The 21,726-nt window shown below is 68.9% G+C and carries 18 protein-coding genes and 2 pseudogenes; 14 read left to right on the top strand and 6 right to left on the bottom strand.

Annotated features, from left to right (window positions below; all coding sequences use genetic code 11):
• Nucleotides 1–13: 13 nt before the first annotated feature.
• The 6 genes from LIV37_RS12480 (at nucleotide 14) to LIV37_RS12455 (ending at nucleotide 7,571) form a co-directional block, all read left to right on the top strand.
• Complete coding sequence (locus LIV37_RS12480) at nucleotides 14–1,222, top strand: acetyl-CoA C-acetyltransferase (protein WP_020867475.1); 1,209 nt, start codon at nucleotides 14–16, stop codon at nucleotides 1,220–1,222.
• Between the two features lie 32 nt (nucleotides 1,223–1,254).
• Nucleotides 1,255–2,121 carry an enoyl-CoA hydratase gene (locus tag LIV37_RS12475; RefSeq protein WP_121826082.1) on the top strand — a complete coding sequence of 289 codons (867 nt, stop codon included), beginning with the start codon at nucleotides 1,255–1,257 and terminating at the stop codon, nucleotides 2,119–2,121.
• A 69-nt stretch (nucleotides 2,122–2,190) separates the two neighbouring features.
• A complete protein-coding gene (locus tag LIV37_RS12470; RefSeq protein ID WP_202979646.1) occupies nucleotides 2,191–3,117 on the top strand; it encodes a zinc-binding dehydrogenase in 927 nt (308 codons plus the stop codon).
• On the top strand, nucleotides 3,114–5,984 hold the full coding sequence (locus LIV37_RS12465) for an FAD-binding and (Fe-S)-binding domain-containing protein (RefSeq protein ID WP_020867472.1): 2,871 nt from the start codon (nucleotides 3,114–3,116) through the stop codon (nucleotides 5,982–5,984). The genes LIV37_RS12470 and LIV37_RS12465 overlap by 4 nt, the downstream gene beginning before the upstream one ends.
• Before the next feature lie 12 nt (nucleotides 5,985–5,996).
• On the top strand, nucleotides 5,997–6,755 hold the full coding sequence (locus tag LIV37_RS12460; RefSeq protein WP_020867471.1) for an enoyl-CoA hydratase/isomerase family protein: 759 nt from the start codon (nucleotides 5,997–5,999) through the stop codon (nucleotides 6,753–6,755).
• A gap of 60 nt (nucleotides 6,756–6,815) precedes the next feature.
• Nucleotides 6,816–7,571, top strand: a complete 756-nt coding sequence (locus LIV37_RS12455; RefSeq protein ID WP_121826083.1) for a glucose 1-dehydrogenase — start codon at nucleotides 6,816–6,818, stop codon at nucleotides 7,569–7,571.
• Nucleotides 7,572–7,781: 210 nt separating this feature from the next.
• Here LIV37_RS12455 and LIV37_RS12450 read toward each other — a convergent pair.
• The 3 genes and pseudogenes from LIV37_RS12450 to LIV37_RS12440 all read right to left on the bottom strand — a co-directional run bounded on the left by LIV37_RS12450 (nucleotide 7,782) and on the right by LIV37_RS12440 (nucleotide 10,785).
• Nucleotides 7,782–8,834: pseudogene (locus LIV37_RS12450) on the bottom strand (HoxN/HupN/NixA family nickel/cobalt transporter).
• 256 nt (nucleotides 8,835–9,090) lie between these two features.
• Nucleotides 9,091–9,957, bottom strand: a complete 867-nt coding sequence (locus LIV37_RS12445) for a F510_1955 family glycosylhydrolase (protein ID WP_020867467.1) — start codon at nucleotides 9,955–9,957, stop codon at nucleotides 9,091–9,093.
• Nucleotides 9,958–10,080: 123 nt separating this feature from the next.
• Nucleotides 10,081–10,785 (bottom strand): DUF305 domain-containing protein, encoded by a 705-nt coding sequence (locus LIV37_RS12440; RefSeq protein WP_020867466.1) that lies wholly within the window; start codon nucleotides 10,783–10,785, stop codon nucleotides 10,081–10,083.
• A 675-nt stretch (nucleotides 10,786–11,460) separates the two neighbouring features.
• Here LIV37_RS12440 and LIV37_RS12435 point away from each other — a divergent pair.
• The 5 genes from LIV37_RS12435 to LIV37_RS12415 all read left to right on the top strand — a co-directional run bounded on the left by LIV37_RS12435 (nucleotide 11,461) and on the right by LIV37_RS12415 (nucleotide 14,647).
• Nucleotides 11,461–12,018 carry a hypothetical protein gene (locus LIV37_RS12435; RefSeq protein WP_121825543.1) on the top strand — a complete coding sequence of 186 codons (558 nt, stop codon included), beginning with the start codon at nucleotides 11,461–11,463 and terminating at the stop codon, nucleotides 12,016–12,018.
• Nucleotides 12,002–12,370 carry a BlaI/MecI/CopY family transcriptional regulator gene (locus LIV37_RS12430; protein ID WP_020867464.1) on the top strand — a complete coding sequence of 123 codons (369 nt, stop codon included), beginning with the start codon at nucleotides 12,002–12,004 and terminating at the stop codon, nucleotides 12,368–12,370. The genes LIV37_RS12435 and LIV37_RS12430 overlap by 17 nt, the downstream gene beginning before the upstream one ends.
• Nucleotides 12,367–13,275 (top strand): M56 family metallopeptidase, encoded by a 909-nt coding sequence (locus LIV37_RS12425; RefSeq protein WP_020867463.1) that lies wholly within the window; start codon nucleotides 12,367–12,369, stop codon nucleotides 13,273–13,275. Before LIV37_RS12430 ends, LIV37_RS12425 begins: the two co-directional genes overlap by 4 nt.
• 272 nt (nucleotides 13,276–13,547) lie before the next feature.
• On the top strand, nucleotides 13,548–14,411 hold the full coding sequence (gene lgt / locus LIV37_RS12420; RefSeq protein ID WP_121825544.1) for a prolipoprotein diacylglyceryl transferase: 864 nt from the start codon (nucleotides 13,548–13,550) through the stop codon (nucleotides 14,409–14,411).
• On the top strand, nucleotides 14,408–14,647 hold the full coding sequence (locus tag LIV37_RS12415; protein WP_020867461.1) for a hypothetical protein: 240 nt from the start codon (nucleotides 14,408–14,410) through the stop codon (nucleotides 14,645–14,647). Before lgt ends, LIV37_RS12415 begins: the two co-directional genes overlap by 4 nt.
• 350 nt (nucleotides 14,648–14,997) lie before the next feature.
• Here LIV37_RS12415 and LIV37_RS12410 read toward each other — a convergent pair whose 3' ends face one another.
• From LIV37_RS12410 to LIV37_RS12400, 3 genes and pseudogenes are all read right to left on the bottom strand, one after another.
• A complete protein-coding gene (locus tag LIV37_RS12410; RefSeq protein WP_202979647.1) occupies nucleotides 14,998–16,374 on the bottom strand; it encodes an MFS transporter in 1,377 nt (458 codons plus the stop codon).
• 227 nt (nucleotides 16,375–16,601) lie between these two features.
• A pseudogene (locus tag LIV37_RS12405) lies at nucleotides 16,602–17,126 on the bottom strand (transposase).
• Nucleotides 17,127–17,296: 170 nt separating this feature from the next.
• Entirely contained in the window at nucleotides 17,297–18,661 is a 1,365-nt protein-coding gene (locus LIV37_RS12400; protein ID WP_020867458.1) for a DUF1254 domain-containing protein, read from the bottom strand.
• A 132-nt stretch (nucleotides 18,662–18,793) separates the two neighbouring features.
• Here LIV37_RS12400 and LIV37_RS12395 point away from each other — a divergent pair, with 132 nt between their 5' ends.
• The 3 genes from LIV37_RS12395 (at nucleotide 18,794) to LIV37_RS12385 (ending at nucleotide 21,146) form a co-directional block, all read left to right on the top strand.
• Entirely contained in the window at nucleotides 18,794–20,110 is a 1,317-nt protein-coding gene (locus LIV37_RS12395) for a DUF1254 domain-containing protein (RefSeq protein ID WP_020867457.1), read from the top strand.
• Nucleotides 20,111–20,219: 109 nt separating this feature from the next.
• A complete protein-coding gene (locus LIV37_RS12390) occupies nucleotides 20,220–20,453 on the top strand; it encodes an IS5/IS1182 family transposase (RefSeq protein WP_020867456.1) in 234 nt (77 codons plus the stop codon).
• Nucleotides 20,454–20,564: 111 nt separating this feature from the next.
• A complete protein-coding gene (locus LIV37_RS12385) occupies nucleotides 20,565–21,146 on the top strand; it encodes a carbonic anhydrase (protein ID WP_309471193.1) in 582 nt (193 codons plus the stop codon).
• Nucleotides 21,147–21,726: the final 580 nt, after the last annotated feature.

Raw genomic sequence — 21,726 nt, 5'->3', positions numbered from 1 at the left:
CGAAGGAGTCACCATGCCCGAGGCAGTCGTCGTCGCGACCGCACGCTCCCCGATAGGCCGCGCCCGTAAAGGGGCGCTCCGGGACACCCGCCCGGACGACCTCGCCGCCCTGATGGTGAAGGAGGCGCTGGCCAAGGTCCCGCAGCTGGATCCGCACGAGCTGGACGACCTGATGATCGGGTGTGCGCAGCCCGCGGGTGAGCAGGGCTACAACATCGCCCGGGTGGTCGGTGTGCTCGCCGGTATGGACCGGGTTCCGGGCACCACCGTGAACCGCTACTGCTCCTCCAGCCTCCAGACCGCCCGAATGGCCTTCCACGCGATCAGGGCGGGGGAGGGCGAGGCCTTCGTGGCCGCCGGTGTCGAGACCGTCAGCCGTTACGGCCAGGGCAAGGCGGACGGACTGCCCGACACCAAGAACGACGTGTTCGCCGAGGCGACGGCCCGCACCGAACGGGCCGACCGCCCCTGGCGCGACCCGCGGGAGCGGGGGACCCTCCCGGACGTCTACATCGCGATGGGACACACCGCCGAGAACGTGGCCGAGCTGCGGGGGGTGTCGAGGACGGAGCAGGACGAGTTCGCCCTGCGCAGCCAGAGCCGGGCCGAGGAGTCGATCGCGAGCGGGTTCTGGAAACGCGATATCACACCGGTCACGCTCCCGGACGGAACCGTCGTCTCCCAGGACGACGGCCCCCGCCCCGGTGTGACGATGGAGGGCCTGAGCGGGCTGGAGCCGGTGTTCCGGCCCGACGGCACCGTCACGGCGGGCAACTGCTGCCCGCTCAACGACGGCGCGGCGGCCCTGGTGATCATGTCCGACCGCAAGGCCGCCGAACTCGGGGCGACTCCGTTGGCCCGTATCGTCTCCACCGGAGTGAGCGCCCTGTCGCCCGAGATCATGGGCCTCGGGCCGGTCGACGCCTGCCGCCAGGCCATGGCACGGGCCGGTATGTCGATCGGGGACATCGACCTGGTCGAGCTGAACGAGGCGTTCGCCGCGCAGGTCATCCCCAGCGCGCGGGACCTCGGCGTGGACCCCGCACGCCTGAATGTGCACGGCGGGGGCATCGCGCTCGGCCATCCGTTCGGCATGACCGGCGCCCGCATGACCACCACGCTCATCAACGCCCTCCAGTGGAACGACCGGCAGGTCGGGATGGTCGGCATGTGCGTCGGCGGCGGTCAGGGCATGGCCATGATCCTGGAACGCCTTTCGTGACCGCCACCTGGAACACGCCCGACGGAGCGACGATGAACGACGGCCCGGTCGTCACCTACGAGCGCGTCGGAAACGTGGCGGTCGTCCGGCTCAACCGTCCCGAGTACCGCAACGCGCAGAACTCCGCCATGACCTACGCGCTCGACGCCGCGTACACCCGCGCCGTCGACGACGAGCGGGTCAAGGTCATCGTGCTCGGGGGAAACGGGCCGCACTTCTGCGCCGGGCACGACATCGGCACCCCCGGCCGGGACACGGACCGGTCCTTCGACCGCAAGGCCGTGCTCTGGTGGGACCACACGGACAAGCAGGGCGGCGACCAGCGCTTCGCCCGCGAATCCGAGGTGTACCTGGGAATGTGCCGACGTTGGCGTGAGATTCCGAAACCGATGATCGCGATGGTGCACGGCGCCTGTATCGCCGGCGGGCTGATGCTGGCATGGGCGTGCGACTTCGTCATCGCCTCCGACGACGCCTTCTTCGCCGACCCCGTGGTCCGGATGGGAATCCCCGGGGTGGAGTACTTCGCACATCCGTGGGTGATGAATCCCAGGGCAGCCAAGGAGCTGTTGTTCACCGGCGACAGGATCAGCGCTCAACGCTGTTACGAGCTGGGAATGGTGAACCGTGTGGTGCCGCGTGAGCGACTGCTCGAAGACACGCTGGAGATCGCCGAACGCATCGGCGCGATGCCCCGGTTCGGCCTCGCGCTGGCCAAGAAGGCGGTCAACCAGGCGGAGGACCTGCAAGGCATGAGGGCCGGCATGGATTCCGTCTTCGGCCTGCACCACTTCGCACACGCGCACAACGCGGAGGTGGCGGGGGACACCCTGGGCGGCCTGGACGCCCGCGCCATGGGTGCCTCCGGTGCGCGCTCCGCGACCGGTGACGAGAGCTGACGAGAAAGCGAGCGTTCGACGATGTGGGCGTATGTGCTTGCCGCGCCGAGGCGGTTCGAGAAGGTTGATGTGCCCGCGCCGCAAGCCGGTGATCTGGGGGACGGACAGGTGCTGCTGCGTTCCCTCGCCGGTGGCATCTGCGGCAGCGACGCCCCGGACTTCCGCGGCCTCCGGGCACCGCTGGTCGCGCGGGACAACGGTCCCGGCGCTCCCGGCCTCCCGGGCTTCCCGATGCACGAAGTGGTCGGAGAGGTGGTGGCTTCGCGGGACGCCTCTCTCGCGCCCGGCACACGGGTGGTCGGATGGGCGGACTCCGCCAACGCCATCGCCGAATACGTGGTCACCGCGGGAGCGGGGCTGGCCGAGTACGACGCGGCGCTGGCCCCGGCCACCGCCGTCCTGCTGCAACCGCTGGCCTGCGTGCTGTCCGCCGTCGACCGGCTGGGGTCCCTGACCGGCGCCGAGGTGGCCGTCCTCGGCCAGGGGCCGATCGGAGTCCTGTTCAGCCACGTCATCAAGGACCGAGGAGCGCGGCGGGTCACCGGGGTGGATGTCGTCGACCGCGGCGACATCGCCGGTCTCTTCGGGGTGGACGAGGCCGTTCACGGCGCGACCGGGCGCTGGACCGCGCACCTGGACGACGACCAGCGGCCGGGTGTGGTCGTGGAGGCGATCGGCCACCAGACCGCGACACTGGGCGACGCGGTCGACGCTGTGGCGCCGGCCGGTCTGATCCACTACTTCGGCATCCCCGAGGAACACCCGTATGCGCTGGACATGTGGAAGTTCCTGCGCAAGCAACTGACGATGCAGGCCGGTACGACGCTGGAGCGCCGCCGCTACCTTCAGGCGGCCGGCCGGTACCTGGCGGCCCATCGGGTCCTGGCGGAACACTATGTGACACACACCTACGAGGTGGGCGACGTCCAGGCCGCCTACGAGTGTGCCGACGTACCGGCGACAGGCCGCCTGAAGGTCGCGGTGAGCATGGCATGAGCGGACGGAAAGCGCCGGACGGCGGCCCGGCGGAGCGCCGGGAACTGGCACACGCGTTGCGCCGTGCCGGACTGGCAGAAGCCGATGTCAGCGCCCGCCGCAGGGCGGAGTACGCGTCGGACGCCTCCAACTACCGTGTCGTACCCGCGGTCGTGGCCTTCCCCCGGCACCCCGACGAGGTCGCGGCCGCCGTCGCGGTCGCGCGCTCCGCGGGGGTTCCGGTCACCAGCCGGGGCGGCGGGACCTCGACCGCGGGCAACGCGGTGGGCACCGGTATCGTCCTGGACTTCTCCCGGCATCTGAACCGGGTGCTCTTGGTGGACGCCGAGGCGCGGACGGCCACCGTCCAGCCGGGAGCGATCCTCGATCACATCAGCGCCGCCGCGGCCCCGTACGGATTGCGGTACGGGCCCGATCCCTCGACCCATGCCCGCGCCACGATCGGCGGTTCGCTGGGCAACAACGCCTGCGGCGCGCGGGCGCTCCGGTACGGCCGCACCGCCGACAACGTCGTGTCCCTCACCGCCCTGACCGCCGACGGCGAGCGGCTGGACGCCCGCCGCCTCGGCCGGTCCGGCCTGCGCGCCGCGGGTGACAAGGGCCGTGCGCTGGAAGACCTCGTCAGCGAGCACCTGGCGGTGATCCGCACCGAGTTCGGGCGGTTCGGTCGGCAGGTGTCGGGCTATTCGCTGGAGCACCTGCTGCCGGAGAACGGCGCGGATCTGGCGAAGTTCCTCGTCGGCAGCGAGGGCACGCTCGGTGTGGTGCTGGGCGCGGTGGTGAGGCTGGTCGAACCTCCCCCCGCCGTGGCACTGGCGGTGCTGGGCTATCCCGACATGCCCACGGCCGCCGATGCGGTACCGGCTCTGCTGCCGCACCACCCCGTGGCGATCGAGGGAATGGACGCCCGCCTGGTGGAGGTCGTCCGCTCCCGGCGCGGCGGCGGCGCGGTGCCCGATCTCCCCCGGGGAGATGGCTGGCTCTTCGTGGAAACGCCGGGCGACACCGAAGCCGAGGCACGGGCGAACGCGGCGAAGCTCATCACGGACGCCGACTGCCTCGACTCCGCGGTCGTCACGGGCGGGCCCGCGCGGGCGCTGTGGGCGATCCGTGAGGACGGCGTCGGGCTCGGTGGCCGCAGCCCGGCCGGTGAGCCCGCGTGGCCCGGCTGGGAGGACGCCGCGGTGCCCCCGGTCCGCCTCGGCGACTACCTGCGGGCGTTCGGCCGGCTGATGCGGGAGCACGGCGTCGACGGGCTGATGTACGGCCACCTGGGCGAGGGATGTGTGCACGCCAGGATCGACTTCCCCCTCGCCACGGCGCCGGACCGCTACCGCGAGTTCGTGGTCGACGCCGCCCGGCTGGTCGGCCACTACGGTGGCTCCCTGTCCGGCGAGCACGGCGACGGCCGGGCGCGCGGCGAATTGCTGCCGTATATGTACTCCGCCGCGGCCATCGAGGCGTTCCGCCAGGTCAAGCGCGTATTCGACCCGGACAACCTGCTCAACCCCGGTGTCCTCACCGACCCGGCGCCGCTCGACGCGGACCTTCGGGCGCCCGCCGCCCGGTCACTGACCGGCGGCCTCGGCTTCGCCTACCCGCACGACCGAGGTGATCTGGCGAACGCGGTGCACCGCTGCGTCGGGATCGGCAAGTGCCGATCGGACACCACGGACGCGGGCGGTGTCATGTGCCCGTCCTATCTGGCCACACGGGACGAGAAGGACTCCACCCGGGGCCGGGCCCGGGTACTCCAAGAGGTCGCGAACGGCTCGCTGATCACAGGATTCCGCTCGGATGACGTGGCGCAGGCACTGGACCTGTGCCTGTCCTGCAAGGGCTGCTCGGCCGACTGCCCGGCCGGTGTGGACATGGCCACCTACAAGGCCGAGGCGCTCCACCAGCGCTACCGCCGCCGGATCAGACCGGCCGCCCACTACGCCCTGGGATGGCTGCCCCGCTGGGCACGCCTGGCCTCACGCCTGCCCCGCGTGGCCAACGCCGTGCTGAGCAGGCCGTGGCCCGCGGCGCTCGTCAAGCGGCTGGGAGGTGTCGACGCCCGCCGGGAGCTGCCCGCGTTCGCCACCCCCACCTTCCGGCAGTGGTTCGCCGGGCGATCCGCCGCCACCGGGACACCGGTGCTCCTGTGGTTCGACACGTTCACCGACCACTTCAGCCCGGAGGTCGGGGAGGCGGCCGTGGCGGTGCTCGAGGACGCCGGGTACGCCGTGCGGCTCACCGACGGGCCCGTCTGCTGCGGCCTCACCTGGATCTCCACCGGCCAGCTCGATGGAGCCCGCGCCCAACTGCGGCGCAGCCTGGACGCGCTCGAACCCGCCCTGGAGGAAGGGATCCCCGTCGTCGGGCTGGAGCCGTCCTGCACCGCGGTACTGCGCAAGGACGCGGCCGAACTGCTGCCCGGCGACCCGCGTGCGACAGCGGTACGAGCCGCGACGCGCACGCTGGCCGAACTGCTGACGGCCACCGCCACGTGGACACCGCCGAGGCTCGACGGTGTGTGCGGCATCGCACAGCCGCACTGCCACCAGCACGCCGTCATGGGCTGGACCGCCGACGCCGAACTGCTCGGACACGCCGGCGCCACCGTACGCACCGTCGGCGGCTGTTGCGGGCTGGCCGGGAACTTCGGCGTCGAGCGGGGACACTACGAGATCTCCGTCGCCGTGGCGGAGACGGCTTTGCTGCCGGCCGTGCGGAAGGCGGAGGCGGACGCGGTCGTGCTGGCCGACGGGTTCTCCTGCCGGACTCAACTCGACCAGCTCGCCGGGGTCCGCGGCACCCATCTCGCCCAGTTGCTGGCCCAGCACCTCCGACCCTCCGACGACCGTCCCTCCGAGCGTGAGTGAGTGTGCGTTGACATGACAGACGACCTCGTGCGCTATGACTGCGCGGCAGACGTGGCCCGTATCACCCTGGCCAGGCCGGCTCACGCGAACGCCGTGGACCTGTCCACGGCGCGTGCCTTCACCGCGGCGGTGGACCGGGCGGCCGATCCCGCCGTGCGAGCGGTACTCGTCCGCGGTGCGGGCCGGCGGTTCTGCGCGGGGGGCGATGTGACCGCCATGGCCGCCGCGCCGGACCGGGCGGCCTACCTGGAGGAACTGGCCATCACCCTCGATCTCGCCCTGCAACGGCTCGCGGCGCTGGACAAGCCGGTCGTCGCCGCGGTCCAGGGGGCCGTGGCGGGTGCCGGTCTGGCGCTGATGCTGAGCTGCGACGTGATCGTCTCGGCGGCGTCGACGAAGTTCCTCCTGGCCTACGCCGACGCCGGACTGACACCCGACTGCGGTGTCTCGTACCTCCTGCCCCGCGCGATCGGACAACAGCGCGCACTCGGACTCGCCCTCACGGGACGGACACTGACCGCCGAGGAAGCCTCGGCCTGGGGGCTGGTCAACGAAGTGGTCGACGACACGGCGCTCGGCGACCGGGCACTCCAACTCGGCGAACGGCTCGCCGCGGGACCGGCGTTCGCCCTCGGGCGGACCAAACACCTGCTGCGCACCAGCTGGGTCACATCGCGTGAGCGGAGAGGCTGGGAAGAGGCCCAAGTGATCGCCGAGGCGGTCATGACGCCGGAAGCCGCCACGATCATCGAGTCCTTCGGCCGCCCTTGAGGTGGGTGCCGCTCAGCGCCCCGATGAGTCCGACTCGTCGCAGTGGAAGGGAAGTTCACCATGCGCTTCGAAGGAAAAGTCGCGATCGTCACCGGCGGAGCCCGGGGCATGGGCGCCTCGCATGCCCGTGGGCTGGCCGCGGAAGGCGCCCGGGTCGCCATCTGCGACCTCCTCGACGACGAGGGAGAGGCCCTGGCCGCCGAGCTCCCCCAGGCGCGGTACTGCCACCTCGACGTCACCGGCGAAAGGCGATGGCAGTCCGTCGTCCGCGCGGTCCAGGACACCCTCGGCCCGGTGGACGTCCTGGTCAACAACGCGGGGATCATCCACCGTGGCAGTGTGGAAGAGCAGTCTCCCGAACACTTCCGGCAGATCCTCGACGTCAACCTGGTGGGTGCCTTCCTCGGTATGCACACGGTCCTCCCCGGTATGCGCGAGCGCGGCCACGGCGCGGTCGTCAACGTCTCCTCCGCCACCGGTATGACGGGCTTCGCCGGCAGCGTCGGCTATGTGGCGAGCAAGTGGGGCGTGCGGGGGATGACCAAGGCCGCCGCGCTCGACATGGCGGGCACCGGGGTGCGCGTCAACTCCGTCCACCCGGGCGTCATCCGCACACCGATGGGCGAGGCGGCCTCCCCCGACCTCTTCGCCCATCAGCCGGTACCCCGCATCGGGGAGCCCGAGGAGGTCACCCGCATGGTGCTCTTCCTCGCGAGCGACGACGCCTCGTACACCACGGGCGGGGAGTTCCTCATCGACGGGGGCCAGACCATCGGCCACCGCGCCGCTCGTCGCACGCCTGAGAGGCCGCTTTGAGGTGACGTCGGTGTGCCACTGGTCGACGCTGTGGGTGCGGGCGCTCCGAGGTCGGCCAGGGCTGAGGGCTCTGTCAGGGGTTCGGAACCGCGGCTAGGCCAGAGCCAGCACGGTGGTGAGCGACGTGATCCGTGGGCCCAGTCACCCGACGGCTGTCGCGACCTGGCCGGGGTTCCCGGCTCGGCCGCCGGTACGTCGGCCCTTTACCGGTCAGGGCGATGGATCGGGCCTCGTCTCGGCAGGGGTGCGCTGTGGCGGATATCGCTCGTCGAAGCGCCGCACCTTCCAGAGCGTCACGGCGCCGATCCAGGTCACCAGGAATGTCACCACGATGACGATGCCGATCGCATTGAGGTCGACGCCGGTGAGCCACGACCAGGGCCGATGGTCGGCCGCGCCCAGCTGCTCCGCGAGTAGTGAAACCAGTTCCACGGTGCCGACGATGAATGCGACGAAGATCGACAGGCCGGTCATGGTGAGGTTGTAGTAGATCTTGCGGACCGGGTTGGAGAACGACCACTCGTACGCTTTCGCCATGAACACCCCGTCGGTGGTGTCCATCAGGCTCATGCCGGCGGCGAAGATCAGCGGCAGGGCGATGATGGCGAGTGGCGGCAGCGTGCCGTCCGCGGCCGAACCCGCCGCCAGGCCCAGCGCGCCCACCTGGGTGGCGGTGTCGAATCCGAGGCCGAAGAGCAGGCCCACGAAGTAGAGCTGCCAGCTGTGCTCGATGAACCGGTTACAGCGGCCCTTGAAGACCCGGTTCATCAGCCCGCGGTCGGCAAGCTATTGCTCCAGTTCCTCCGGTTCGTGGCGGCCCGCTTTCGCCTCGCGCCAGGTGCGGACGATGCCACGCAGCACCGCCAGGTTCAGTGCGGCGATCGCGTAGAGGAAGACGCCGGAGACCAGAGTCCCGATGACGCCGCCGATCTCCGCGAAGCCTGCCTGGAAGCGGTTGGCGGCCTGAGCGGCGAAGGCGATGCCGACGGAGAGGCCGAACACGACGGACGAATGGCCGAGTGAGAAGGCCAGGCCCAGTCCGAGCGGGCGTTTGCCCTTTTGCAGCAGATAGCGGGTGGTGTCGTCGATGGCTGAGATGTGGTCGGCGTCGAAGGCGTGGCGCATACCGAGCGTGTAGGCCAATCCCGCGGCCCCGGCGTACAGCAACCGCCCCTGGCTGTCGGTGAGACCGTGGTAGCGCGCGTTGTAGTACGCGAACAGTCCGAATCCCACGATGTGGAGTGCCGCCACCACGCCGTACATCGCTGCGAGTCGATGTATCTCGCCTCGGTCGAAGCGGCGAACTCGTGCGGTCATGGATGGCTTCCCTCGGGAATGATCTCGTGATGTGGCTTCCTGCGATGACAGCTTATGTGCAAACCTCTTGCAGTAAGCGGGCGCGGGTCGTCTGTCCGGGGTGAGAAGAGATCCACGGGAAGTGGACCCGTCGGCAGCAAGCCCGTGCCCCGTCTCCCACGGCAGGATTGTCGGCGCGGCCAACATCCGTTTCGCGGGAAAGTCAGTGGCCGCCGCTCGACTCGACGGCGAGGCGCTTGGTGAAGGTCTTGCCGCCGTCCCTCGACTCGTACACGCCGTTCTGCGTCGCGGCCAGGATGTGCCCGGTGTCGACGGCGGTGAGAGCCTGGGGCTGTCCGCCGGGGACTGTGGCGAGCTTCTTCCATGTGGCGCCGCCGTCGGCGCTGTGGTTCAGCTTGCCGGAGGTGTCGACGCCGTAGAGGGCGTTCTTGGCCTTCCAGGAGAGGAAGGCCATCACCGGCTGCTTGCCTTTGGTGAAGGTCTTGCCGCCGTCGGTACTGCGGGCGACTCCTTCCGCGGTGGTGGCGAGGACGAGGCCGGCGTTGTCCGGGGCGACCGCGATGTCGAGCGTTTGGAGGGTCGCTCCGTCCTTCCAGGTGGTGCCGTTCTCGCTGGTGCGGAGCAGGCCGCCGGTGGAGTCGTAGCCGTAGACGGTGCCGTATGCGTAGTCCAGGGCGTGGAAGTCGGACTTACCCGAGAGGGAGAGCGACTTCCAGGTCCTGCCCGCGTCGGTGCTCTTGATCAGTCCCTTGTTGCCGGGACCGTCCGTTCCGGAGGCGGGGTGGCCGCTGGCGTAGAAGGTCTTGCCCTGGGCCACCGTGAAGCCCATGAAGTCGTCCTTGCTGTCGCCCACCAGTTGCGGATTGCCCTTGGAATCGGGGGTGTAGATGCCTTCGTGGGTTGCGACGTACAGGCGCTGATCGGACGGGTCCAGCCCAAGTCCGTGGATGTGGCTGACGGTCGTGACGGCGGGGGACGAGTCCGTGTCGCCGTCACCGCTGGAGCAGGCGGCCAGCGTGAGGCCGAGGCCGACAGCGGTGGCTGCCTGGACGGCGCGGTGCGTTTTCATGGGTCCTCGGGAATCGTGGGGGCGGGCCGGGGCATGACCGGGCGCGGCCCAGTAGGAGTGAGGGGATCGCCCCGGGCTCCCGGAGTGACCGGCTGAGCCCGGAGCGGTCGGTGTGTGATCGGATCAGAGCTTGTCGAGGATGCCCTGGAGCTGCTTGACCTCGGTGGTCTGGGTCTTCACCACATCGTCGGCGAGCTTCTTCGCGGTGGCGTTCTTGCCGCTCTTCTGCTCGTCCTTGGCCATGTCGATCGCCCCGTTGTGGTGGTCGATCATCATTTGCGCGAACATCTTGTCGAAGTCCGTGCCCTTTGCGGCCTTCAGCTCCTTCATGTCCTTGTCGGACATCATCCCGGCCATACCCGAGTTGTCGGAGCCGCTGGAGCCGTGATCCATACCGGGCATGCCGCTGTCGGAGCCATGGTCCATGCCGGGCATGCTGTTGCCGGACTCGGGCTTGCCCCATGCCTTGAGCCAGGACTTCATCTTCTTGATCTCGGGATCCTGGGCCTTTTCGATGTCCCCGGCGAGGGTCTTGATCTTGGCGTCCTCGGCCCGCTCGTCGGCGAGCTCGGACATCTCGACGGCCTGCTCGTGGTGGGGGATCATCATCTGCGCGAATTTCACGTCCGCGTCGTTGAACGTGCCCGGTGCGGGGTTCTCCCCGGAGGCCGCGCTGGACGAGGCGGAGCTCTTGCTCCCGTGGTCCATGCCGCTCATGTCGTCGTCGTTGCCACAGGCGGCGAGGACCAAGCCCGCGGCGGCGACGGTGCTGACCAGAGCGATACGGCGGACGCGCGGACGGAGCGTGCTGCGCTTGATGGCGGTCATGTCGAAAACCTCGTGGTGTCTGTGCTGTGGAAAAGCTGTCGAACGGGGTGGCGCGGGCAGCGAGAGCTGCCCACGGTGGCGTTCGGCCTAGATCCGCAGGACTGACAGTTGAGCGAGGTCAGGTGGTCTGGGCGGAGGCGGATTGGGGCGCAGGGCCGCCACGGCGCCATCGCGAAGCAGTGCCGGCCAGTCCGTCTCGTGGCTCAGAACCGCGCGGAGAAGACCGGCGAGAATCCACGTGCCGAGCACGGCCACGCACAGGGAGGCCATGTCCATCCCCATGGCCGGGGGATGGGAGGACGCTTGCTGTCCTGATGGGAATCCGAAGAGTGCGAGGTGACGACAACGGCCTGCGGCGAGGACATGCCGCCGCCTGTGTGGGCGGTCGTCGTGGCCGATGTGTGAGCTGCTCCCATGCTCGTGTCGGCGGCGCTGTCGGGATGGCCCATCGAGTGCATCACGAAAATGCCCATCGCGAGCACGACGACGAGCAGGAGGTGCCCGAGGGCACCTCCTGCTCGTACATATCGGCTCACATGCACGTCGTGGCTCCGTCTGTGGTCGCTCTGCCCTCCGACAGTACCGAAGCGGACCGGATCATGCCGTGCGGGTCGGACGTTGAGGGTAATCTACTAAGTTGTTTGGCAGTAGTGGTGGCGGCAGAGAGGCGGGCGCATGCGTACGTGGACGCCACGTCAGTGGGTGGTGGCGGTGGCCGTGGCCCTTACCGCCGGAGCCGCGATCGGTGTGCCGACCGGAGTCGTACGCACGCCCTTCTATACCCGGATGACCCCGGTGCTGTGGTGGAACTATCCGGTCTGGGTGGCGTCATCGCTGCTCATGGGACTGCTGGTGGCGACGTACGTGCATGGGCCTTTGGCCGCGCGGACCGATGGGCCGCGAGGGCGCCGGGCGCTGCTCGCGGGTGTGCTGTCCGCGTTCGCGGTCGGCTGCCCGATCTGCAACAAGCTGGTGGTGCTGGCCCTCGGGGTGAGCGGAGCCCTCTCGTACTGGGCCCCCGCGCAGCCGGTCCTGGCCGTGGTCTCGCTGGTGTTGCTCGCACACGCCCTGGTGCGGCGGCTCCGTGCGGCAGCCGCTTGCCCCGTGCCGACCTCGCCTCCTCGCCAAGGCTCCGCAGGGCTCCGGGAATCGGCCCACTACGATGAGCGGTCACCGGTGCCGGAGGCTTCGCATTCCGGGGGCGAAGGGAGCGATCGTGCGTCAGCTGGGTGAGCTCGAGGCGGAGATCATGCACCGCCTGTGGGCCTGGGGGCGGCCGGCGACCGCACGTGACGTACTGGTGGACCTCAGCAAGAAGCGGCCCATCGCCTACAGCACGGTAAAGACCGTGGCGGACATTCTGTACAGCAAGGGCATGCTGAAGCGGCACAAGGAGGGGCGGGCCTGGGTGTACGAGCCCACGTGCACCCGGCAGCAGTACACGGCGTCGCAGATGCAGGAGGCCCTCGGCGGTAACCCGGATCCGGTCGGAACTCTGGTCAGTTTCATCGAACAGATCACACCGGAAGAGGCGGACGCCCTGCGCTCGGCCCTCCGAGCGGCCAAAAAGCGGAGCGATGCGTGATCACGGCTGTGGCACTGGGCGGTTACGCGGCCCTGGTGGGCACCGCGGTTCCGGCTCTGCTGTCCCGGGCACGGTGGCCCCACCGCGCTCCGGTCATAGCGGTCCTCGCATGGCAGGGACTCATGGCGACGTTCGTCGTCGCGACCGCGCTCATGGTGTACCACTTGGTCCTCACCGAGCGGCATGTGCACGAGGGCCTTGTCGGGCTGCTCGGCGTCTGCGGTCTGGCCGCCGAAGCCCCGGTAAGCGAGTCCGCGCCCACCCTCGGGGACGTCCTGGCGCTCAGCGCCCCTGCCGTGATCGTGCTGCTGCCTTTCGGCTGGTTCGTCCTCTGTACATGGCGGGCGCGCCGAGCGCGGCAGCGTCATCTCGACATGCTCACTCTGGTCGGCGAGCCGGCCCCCGGATACGACGCCACGGTCGTGGACCATGGCGCACCCGCCGTGTACTGCCTTCCGGGACGTCGCCGTCGCGTCGTTGTCACCCAGGCCGCACTCGACGTCCTGTCCGATGCACAGATGCGTGCCGTGCTGGAGCATGAGCGCGCCCACATCGAGGGCCGGCACCACCTGCTCCACCTGCTCATCGACGCGTTCTCCCGCGCCTTCCCCGGCCTGCCGCTCGCCCGGCACGCCAAGGAGCAGATCACGCTGCTGGTAGAGATGATCGCGGATGACAGAGCCCTACGAAGCCACTCCAGGGACGCACTGGCGACCGCCATGTGTGAGGTAGCCGCGGGGCAGGCGCCACGGGGAGCTCTGGGCGTCGGCGGGCCGGGTGCCCTCATCCGGCTGCGCCGCGTCCTCGCACCGCGCCCCCGGCCGCACCGTGTGACGTGGCTGGGTGTCGTGGTGGCCAGTACCGTAGCTCCGCTGCTGCCACTGCTGGTGGCCTGCGGACCCTGATCACACCAACCCTGCCCCACTTCCTGCCCCACACCTCCCGGGAGCCCCGGCCCGCCTTCCTGCCTGCGCCAGGGGCGCCGCTCGGGCAGAGGCTCCCGGTTCGCGAGGTGCTGCCGACAGGGTACCGCTATGCCACTTAGTCGAATAGCGGAGGGGTGTGGTGGGCGCGGCAGGGGATTGCCCGGGGCAGTGGCGGCGGCGGGGGGCCTTACCCGATGTGATCGGTTCGAACTTGTGCTAATTAACTTAGCAGATAAGCGTATGCTGATGGGATGCAACTCGCTTACCTGCCCAGTCCGGCACAAGGAGTCGTACACCTGGGACCACTGCCTCTGAGGGCGTACGCCTTCTGCATCATCCTGGGTATCTTCGTGGCCGTTTGGCTCACCCGGCAACGTTGGGCCGCCCGCGGGTACGACCGCCACGAAGTGGACGACATCGCGATCTGGGCCGTGCCGTTCGGCGTCGTCGGCGGCCGTTTGTACCACGTGATCACCAGCCCCGACGCGTACTTCGGCGAAGGCGGCAATCCATGGAAGGCTTTGCGGATCTGGGAGGGCGGACCAGGTATCTGGGGCGCGGTCATGTTCGGTGCGCTCGGTGCCTGGATCGGCTGCCGACGCCAAGGCATCTCGCTGCTCGACTTCGCGGACGCCGTGGCACCGGGCCTCGCCTTGGCCCAGGCCGTCGGCCGCTGGGGCAACTGGTTCAACCAGGAGCTGTACGGGCGACCGACCACGCTTCCGTGGGGGCTGAGGATCGATCCCGTGCACCGTCCAGGGGGCAGCCCCGATATCGCGACGTACCACCCGACATTCCTCTACGAGTCACTGTGGGACATCGGCGTCGCCTTCCTGCTGATGTGGGCCGGTCGGCGGTCCGCCCTGAAGCGGGGCCAGACCTTCGCCCTCTATGCCGCCGCGTACACGGTCGGCCGCTTCTGGATCGAGTATCTGCGGATCGACGAGGCCCATGACTTCGCGGGGCTTCGCCTCAACGACTGGACCTCGATCGCCGTCTTCTCCGTGGCTGCCGTCTTCCTCATCCGTTCGGCGAGGCGCGGTGAGCGCGAGGCTCCGCCGGACTCCGACACCGCATCCGTACGCTCAGACCCAGAAGAGAGAACCGTGGCATGACCAAGGAAGCGCAAAAGATCAAGGTAGGTCGACTGCACATCCGCTCCCGAGCCTCTCGGATTGTCGGGTGGTCCCTTCTCGGGCTCAGCCTGATCACGTCGGTGGTCAACTGGATCGAGGAGTTCACCGATGCCGTGACAATTCTCCCGGGTGGCCATTCACCCTTCTATCTGGCAGGAAGCATTTTGGTCATCGTCGTCGGGGCGTGGGGGGCCGGTGTCTTCGACGCCAGTTAGGGTCGCGACTACCTCGCATGGGTGGCTCGCGGAACCCAGCTCGGTGGACAGTGCCGCAGACAGGCCCCGTAGCCGTTACGTCTGAAGGAGAGAGTGGGCTCCTGGCCCAGCTGACGAACGCGATCGTCGAGGGCGCTCTCATCCGGACCAGGGGCGTATGAGTGCCTCCGCCCAACCTGGAGTTCGCGCTCCAGCCGCCGGTCACGAAGAGTGAAGCTCCAGCTGAGTCACGATCGGTGTGATCCGTGGGGTATCGGTCCAACTCCCCCCTCGGACACTTGACAGGCCGGTCACGCCCGGCCGGGCCGATGCAGCGTCTGCTGCGCTACGCCGCGCCCACTGCGCCTGGCTCATTGCGCGGATTTGGTGACCACCGTGGCTGCCTCATTGGCTCGCGACTCGGCTGCCGGGTCGTGGCTTGAGCTCTCGCGCATAGTCCCAATGATGATCAGCCCCACGACCGCGGCGAAGATGATGTAGAACGCCGGGGCAATGGTGAGGTCGGTGACGGCGACCAGCGAGGTTGATACCAGTGAGACGACCCCCGTGCCGATGATCCCGCCAACGTTGAAGCCGAGCGAGATGCCGGTGTAGCGGACCCGCGTCGGGAACAGCTCCGAATACATCGTGTAGACCACACCCTGCTGGATGCCGAAGGGAATGTTCAGGATCAGTGTGGCGACGACGGCGAGTGCGAGAGATCCCTGCTGCATCATCCAGAAGCAGGGAACGGCGAGGATGAGGAATCCCCCCATGCCGGCCGCCAAGATGCGGCGCCGTCCGAAGCGATCGCTCAGGGAACCTGCCCACGGAATGATCGCCAGCGGCATCAGCGCGATCAGGACGACCAGCCACAGGGCCCCGGCCAACGGATACTTCAGCACCGCCGACAGATGAACGACGATATAGACCGACGCGATCCCCCCGGTGGTCATGGTCGAGTAGGCGATGCCCATTACCCGGAGGACGGCAGCCCTGTGGGCCTGGAGGACCTCGGTCACCGGGGCCTTGGGAGGAGCCGCCTCCTTCACCATCTCCACGAACAGTGGGGAGTCCTCCACCCGCATCCGGTAGAGAAGGGCAACCGCCAGCAGGGGCCCGGCGATGAGGAAGGGTACCCGCCAGCCCCAGCTATTCAACTGTTCGGCGGACGTGACGTCGGTCAGTGTCCCGACCGTTGCGGCTGCGCCGGCGAGCCCGAGGGACACCCCGATCGAGGTCGCAGAGCCGAATAGGCCACGCCGCCGGGCAGGGGCCGACTCGGTGGACAGCGACGCCGCTCCGCCGACCTCGCCTCCGGCAGAGAAGCCCTGCACGAGGCGCAGGACCGTCAGGAGAATCGGTGCGAGGAGCCCGACCGCCGCATAGGTGGGCAGCAGGCCCGTGAGCGTGGTCGCTGTGCCCATCAGGGTGACCGTTACCATCAGGACCACCTTGCGGCCACGGCGATCGCCCAGACGTCCGAAGAACAGTCCGCCGAGCGGTCGGACCAGGGATCCGCTCGCGACCACACCAAGCGTGCTGAGCAACCCGACCAGGCCGTCGTGGCTGGGAAAGAACAGGCGGGCCAGCACGACTGCGAGATAGCCATAGAGCGCGTAGTCGTAGTACTCGATCGCCGTTCCGGCGGCTGCGGCCAGACTCGCTCTACGAGCCACTCGTTCCCGTTCGGGCAGCGATTGTTTCGACATCGGCGCTCCCTTGCGCTCCGGCAGGACAATCGTCATGGCCAATCGGCCGTCACCCTAGAGACAAACTGAAATCAGTTCAAGGGCTTTCGCATGCACGGAGTGCAGGTGCCATGAAAAGCTTGAGGCGGCACGAGATCCAGCAGGATTCGGTTAGGTTGATGTGGGTCTTGCTGATTGATGCCTGGTCCGGTAGCGGGGCAGAGGTTTGCGGCCGTTGCCGGAGCAGCCCAGGGCCGCGGGAGCCGCTTCGTGCGGCTGGACGGTCACATCGCCGCAGACACCGACCATCCAGGGAATGTCCCCTTGGCCGGCGCGTGCCGGAAGTCGGCGTTCTGAGCGTAGCCGGCGTCGGCCACCACCAGCGGTGGCACCAGACCCCACCCGACCAGCTCGTCCAGCCCCAGCCGCCGCTTCCCTCGGTGCCCCGCCTCCTGTGACGCCCCGGCCACACGCCGCCGCGCGGATTCCTGGGCCCACTACCTGGGCAGGAACGGCCGCCACTGCAACAGGCGCGATCCCGGGTCTTCGCTGACGGCGTGCATGGTGACCGCGACCTGGCAATTCGCCTGCTTGCCCAGCGCGCCACAGTGCTGATGTCCGACCCCGACCGACATCTTCCCGCCCAGGCATCCGAGTCGATCAGCGGCACCATCAGCTCCGCGTTCCGCCGCCGCATCGGCACCGGGATCCCACGGCGACTGATTCACGAACTGCCCCAGGTTCTGCTCATCGCCGTCCGGCAGCCGCTCCGCCATCGGCTGGACCGACCTACGCCGCCCGTCCAGCATCAGCCCCCGCCAGGTAACAGATTCCCTTCGCTCGTCGTGCCGCGGCGCCGACGCGAACGCATCCGCCGCGGGCCCAGTTGACCTCGCCCGCAGATCCTCCAGCTGGTGCGTATCAACCAATCCACCGCGCCCGAAACCGAACAAAATCGGCAAATACGCCTAACGTAGCCCTACTGGCACGTTCGGCTCGCCGCGCCCGCCATCCGCCGGACGGGCGTCGGCAGCCAATCCCCGCGGGGCACGGCATCGCCCGGGGAGTAAATGCGCAGGATCAGGTAGAAGTCGTCGTCTGGGCACGGGAGCCAGTTCGGCACCTTCGGATCGCTTCGGGCGATCACGAGCCGGACTGACCCGGCCGGCCCGGCGGATTCCAGATTGGCGCTGCCGATGCAGTGTCGGCCGAGTGGATTGTCGAAGACACGTCCGGTCTCGACGTGGTAGAGCGTGACGCTCCAGAATGCGCCGTTCGGTGGTGGGACGTCGAAGGTCAGGCTGTAGTCGCCGTGACGGCCCCCCAGTTGGTTTCCTTCCGCGTCGACGTGGGTGTTGAAGGAGGCGTTCTCCTCGGTGACGTTGGCGCCGAGCCCGACGTGGTTCATCACCGCCCGGGCGAGAAAGTTGTGCCCGTGTGCTCCCTTGTCCAGGACGCGTGTCCACCTGGTGCCCGTGTCCGCCCCCAACTGGCGTCGGGCCGATTTCAGCATCGCCATCGCCGCCTCGAAGCCGGCCGCCATTCCGTCGGCGGTCACCGGATCGAGGGCGCCAGGGTCCCACTGCTCGCGGCCCAGCAGGCCGAGCGCACGGAACTGGTGCACGTGGGCGTGCTCCTCGCGTGGGTACATGTTCAGCCGTATCGCCGCGTCGAGGGCACGGAAGTATGCCTGCCAGTCCTCTTCGACCGACTGCGGATCGACGAGTGGCCCGAGCGCGTTTCGGGCTCCTTTGGCCGGTGCGATCGTGACGGCGTTCTGAAGCTCGTGCACGGTGGACACGTCGCCGCCGATCACTTGGATCCGCATCAGCAACCACGTCACGGCGGTCGGGACACGCACGAGCGTCGTGCCTTCCGGCGCCGTCTCGGCCCACTGCGCCGGGACCAGCCAGTAGCGAGCGGAAGCCGAGCCGACTGTGCGGTTGCTGATGTTGAGGGCGTTGCTGTAGGCGTCAACGAGCTGGACCGTGAAGTAGCGATCTCCAAAGTCTGGTGTCCGGAGCTCCACGGCCTGCCCGCGCAGGTCCAACCATGCACTGGAGTAGAGAGTGTCGACATTGGGTGCACGGAACGCGCTGAAGCCTGGTCCGGCCAGCGCGCGCTCGTGCCGGAACTTCGCTATGCCTGGGGTGGCTCCCGGGGCCAGGGCGTCCACGCACATCTGGGCGTACTGCAGTGCTGCCGGCAACCCGTACACGACTGCCTGGAGGCTCAGACTCTCCACCCAGCGCCTTCGCCAAGCCGCCTCCGCCGGCACGATGTCCGGGTGCCCGGCCCTGCCGAGCTGCTCGATCCCAGAGGCGTCGTAGCCGCGCCAGTCCATGCCCACCTGCTCAGTCTCGCGCTCGGCTCCAGCCCGCGTCCGAGGCACAGGCGGCCACCTCCCTTTAGCGCATCGCCACAACTTCAATGCTACGTTAGTTGAACTGAATTTACTTTAACAAGGAGCTGGGGAGTGCAACCTGCACCCGAGGCGACCCTCGAGGCCGCCGCCCGAGACGTCCAGGTGTGGGCGTACCCACTGATCTTCGCTCAGCGGGTACGACTCAACTTTGTCCAACCTCTCGACCCATTCGCGCCGCGCCCGCCGACCTCTGCGGGCGCGCCCCTGAACGCCTTCGGCCACCAGCGACGGCTGTCTGATCCGACACTGACGGTTGGGGTCGCCCCCAACGTGGACACGCTGTACTCGGTTGCCTGGCTGGACGTCCGGCACAATGAGTTCGAGCTGCGCTTGCCCGATTTCGGTGGCCGTTACGCCAGCTTCCAGCTGGCCCTTCCGGATACCACGTCACCGATCGCGATCAGCCGGACCACGTCGGGCGGACCACTGCCCACCATCAGGATCGGCAACGGGCCGGCACGCCTGGACGAGGACACCGATGAGGTCAGGCTGCGCACCAACTGGCGGTATGTCATGGTCGTCGGACGCATCCTGGTGGACGCGGCCGACGACCTCGACTTGGAGCGCGCGCACCAGCTCCAGGACGCGATCGAACTGAAGATCACGCCGCGCGGCGCGCCACCCGTCCTGGCCCCCCGCGACGCGGAACTCGCGCGCTACACCCGGCAGGCGGAGATCACCGATCCCACAGCCTTCGCCATGGCACTGGCCCAGGTGCTCGACGACGCCGACCCGGACGCCGTCACTGACGCCCTACGTCGCGACATCGACCAGTCACGGGTACAGGATATCGGCGAGCTGTCATCCCCGGCCACGCGTGCGATTGCCGAGGGCCTGAGACGGGGATACGACGACATCGATCGACATGTTCGCTCGTTCGGTCGCCTGACGAACGGTTGGGCGGTCAACGACGTCGGAACAGCCTTCGGAGGCGACCACCTCCTACGGGCCGCTGTCGCCCATTCCCAGATCTTCATCAACCCGGTGAGCGAGGCCCTGTATCCCGTCTGCGAGGTGGACGGCGCAGGCGAGCCGCTCGACGGTGAGCGCTGGAACTACGAGATCACCTTCACCGCCGACGCGCTCCCGCCGGTCCATGCCTTCTGGTCACTCACCATGTACCACGCCCAGGGCCTCCTGGTCGATAATGAGATCGATCGATACGCCATCGGGGACCGGACATCAGACCTGCGGCTGGGTGACGACGGCTCTTTGACCATCCGCATCCAGGCTTCCCGCCCGGCACACGACGTCAACTGGCTACCCGCGCCGAGCGGTCCATTCCGCCTCATGCTCCGCCTCTACCGGCCAGCGAGCACGACCTGGGATCCACCAGCGGTGATTCGCGTAGACAGGGCTGTCTCGTAAACGGTTCCCACGTTCGGCGCGGCGGCCGCGCAGTAGGTCCCGCAGTGCTACGTCGGTGGCGGCCACAACACCTACATCCACTGCGCGTGGATGCGGCGCGGCGCGCCCGGTGACGCCTTCGCCGATCGCCCGCGGGTCGCTGACGGTGGTCAAACGCAGTGACGATGCCTCGAGGTTCACCGTGCTGCCCAGGAGGTGGCTGGTCGAGCGCACGTTTGCGTGGCTGATGCGCTCCTGCCGCGTGGCCCGCGACTACGAGGGCCGCACCGACAGCGCGGAGGCGATGATCTGGCGGTCGATGAGCATGGTGATGAGCCGCCGCCTGGCCCGGCAGCGTCGCTGAACCTGCCCGGCACCGTCTCGACCAGCCAGCCCCGCGCGGCCAGGGGCTTAACCTTCGACCGCACACCTCGACTTTCGCCAGGACTACAGCCAGACCGAGTGCCGCAGCGAGCTGCCCGCAGGCCATCGCCTCCCCGCCCTGGCCGCCCACGATGCCCATGATCCGCCGATAGTCCGGCGTCAGCACGCCGGCGTCGAGTCTTTCCAGCCACACCGGCACCACCGAGCCAGGCACCGCACCCATCACCCGTTCGGACAGCTGTACCTGATCACCTGCATCGACCCGCGCGTGGAGCCCGCGGCCGTCCTCGGCGTCCGGCTCGGGGAGGCGATCGTCGCGCGCAACCTCGGCGGTCGGGTGACCCCCGCGGTCATCAAGGACCTCGCCTGGATCGTGCATCTGCACGAGGAGAAAGCCCCCGACGCGGACTGGTTCGAGATCGCTGTCATCCACCACACCGACTGCGGCTCGGCACTGCTCGCCGACGATGACCTGCGCGCCGGCTACGCCGCACGCGGCGGCTGGGACGAGCAGACCTCCTTGAAGATGGCCGTCCTGTCGTCCAAAACGGTCCAGGAGGACGTCGCCAAGCTGCGCTCGACGCCCGAGCTCGCGCCGGGCATCGGCAATATCGCAGTCGGCGGCTACGCCTATGATCTCGCCACGGGGAAGGTCACCACGGTCGTCCAGTGAGTGATCGCGGACGCTCAGCGGGTCGGCCCAGCTGGCCGACACCGACGTGACCGAGTCCCGGTGCACCGCACAGCGCCATCACCGCGGCCCGCCCTGCCGCGCAGGCGGGCAGCGTGGCGTGCGGGTGTGTGAGGCCGTTGCCGACGACCGGATTCCGGGTGCTCACCCCCGGCCGTTCGCGCGCTGGACGCGGATGTGGCAGCAGCGGGCCGTAGGCCACTACGGCAGAAGCAGCTCTCCCCGCAACACCGGCGTGTACGTATGGTGCGTGTCGGTCCCACGTGGAGATCGTGTGCGTTCAGGCTTGCGCTCGCGAACAGACCCTAGTCCACCCGGGCAGGTGAACTTATTATCCGGCCCCCATGTCTTCCTTTCGTCGCCGTTGTCGCGTACTCCGCACTCCGATGCCACCTCCGGCCCGCGCTTCCAGCGTCCCCGACGCGCCCCGTACCCCGGCCGCGCCGCCGGCTCCGTTCACCAGTGCGGCCTGCACCGTGCCGCGGGATGTGGGACGGAAGGGGGCATGGCGTTACCCCCCCCGGACGGTCTGTCACGCGGTGCGGACCATCGAAACCATGTG

This window comes from Streptomyces rapamycinicus NRRL 5491, assembly GCF_024298965.1.
In the GTDB taxonomy this organism is placed as follows: Bacteria; Actinomycetota; Actinomycetes; order Streptomycetales; family Streptomycetaceae; genus Streptomyces; species Streptomyces rapamycinicus.
Note: the sequence above shows the minus strand (reverse complement) of the source record. Positions and strands in the feature narration are given on the sequence as shown.

What these genes read in the sequence shown, in the direction of transcription:
- LIV37_RS12455 (WP_121826083.1), top strand. Translation starts at nt 6,816, where the DNA reads ATGCGCTTCGAAGGAAAAGTCGCGATCGTCACCGGCGGAGCCCGGGGC.
- LIV37_RS12460 (WP_020867471.1), top strand. Translation starts at nt 5,997, where the DNA reads ATGACAGACGACCTCGTGCGCTATGACTGCGCGGCAGACGTGGCCCGT.
- LIV37_RS12415 (WP_020867461.1), top strand. Translation starts at nt 14,408, where the DNA reads ATGACCAAGGAAGCGCAAAAGATCAAGGTAGGTCGACTGCACATCCGC.
- lgt (WP_121825544.1), top strand. Translation starts at nt 13,548, where the DNA reads ATGCAACTCGCTTACCTGCCCAGTCCGGCACAAGGAGTCGTACACCTG.
- LIV37_RS12400 (WP_020867458.1), bottom strand. Translation starts at nt 18,661, where the DNA reads ATGGACTGGCGCGGCTACGACGCCTCTGGGATCGAGCAGCTCGGCAGG.
- LIV37_RS12480 (WP_020867475.1), top strand. Translation starts at nt 14, where the DNA reads ATGCCCGAGGCAGTCGTCGTCGCGACCGCACGCTCCCCGATAGGCCGC.
- LIV37_RS12445 (WP_020867467.1), bottom strand. Translation starts at nt 9,957, where the DNA reads ATGAAAACGCACCGCGCCGTCCAGGCAGCCACCGCTGTCGGCCTCGGC.
- LIV37_RS12435 (WP_121825543.1), top strand. Translation starts at nt 11,461, where the DNA reads ATGCGTACGTGGACGCCACGTCAGTGGGTGGTGGCGGTGGCCGTGGCC.
- LIV37_RS12465 (WP_020867472.1), top strand. Translation starts at nt 3,114, where the DNA reads ATGAGCGGACGGAAAGCGCCGGACGGCGGCCCGGCGGAGCGCCGGGAA.
- LIV37_RS12475 (WP_121826082.1), top strand. Translation starts at nt 1,255, where the DNA reads ATGAACGACGGCCCGGTCGTCACCTACGAGCGCGTCGGAAACGTGGCG.
- LIV37_RS12410 (WP_202979647.1), bottom strand. Translation starts at nt 16,374, where the DNA reads ATGACGATTGTCCTGCCGGAGCGCAAGGGAGCGCCGATGTCGAAACAA.
- LIV37_RS12440 (WP_020867466.1), bottom strand. Translation starts at nt 10,785, where the DNA reads ATGACCGCCATCAAGCGCAGCACGCTCCGTCCGCGCGTCCGCCGTATC.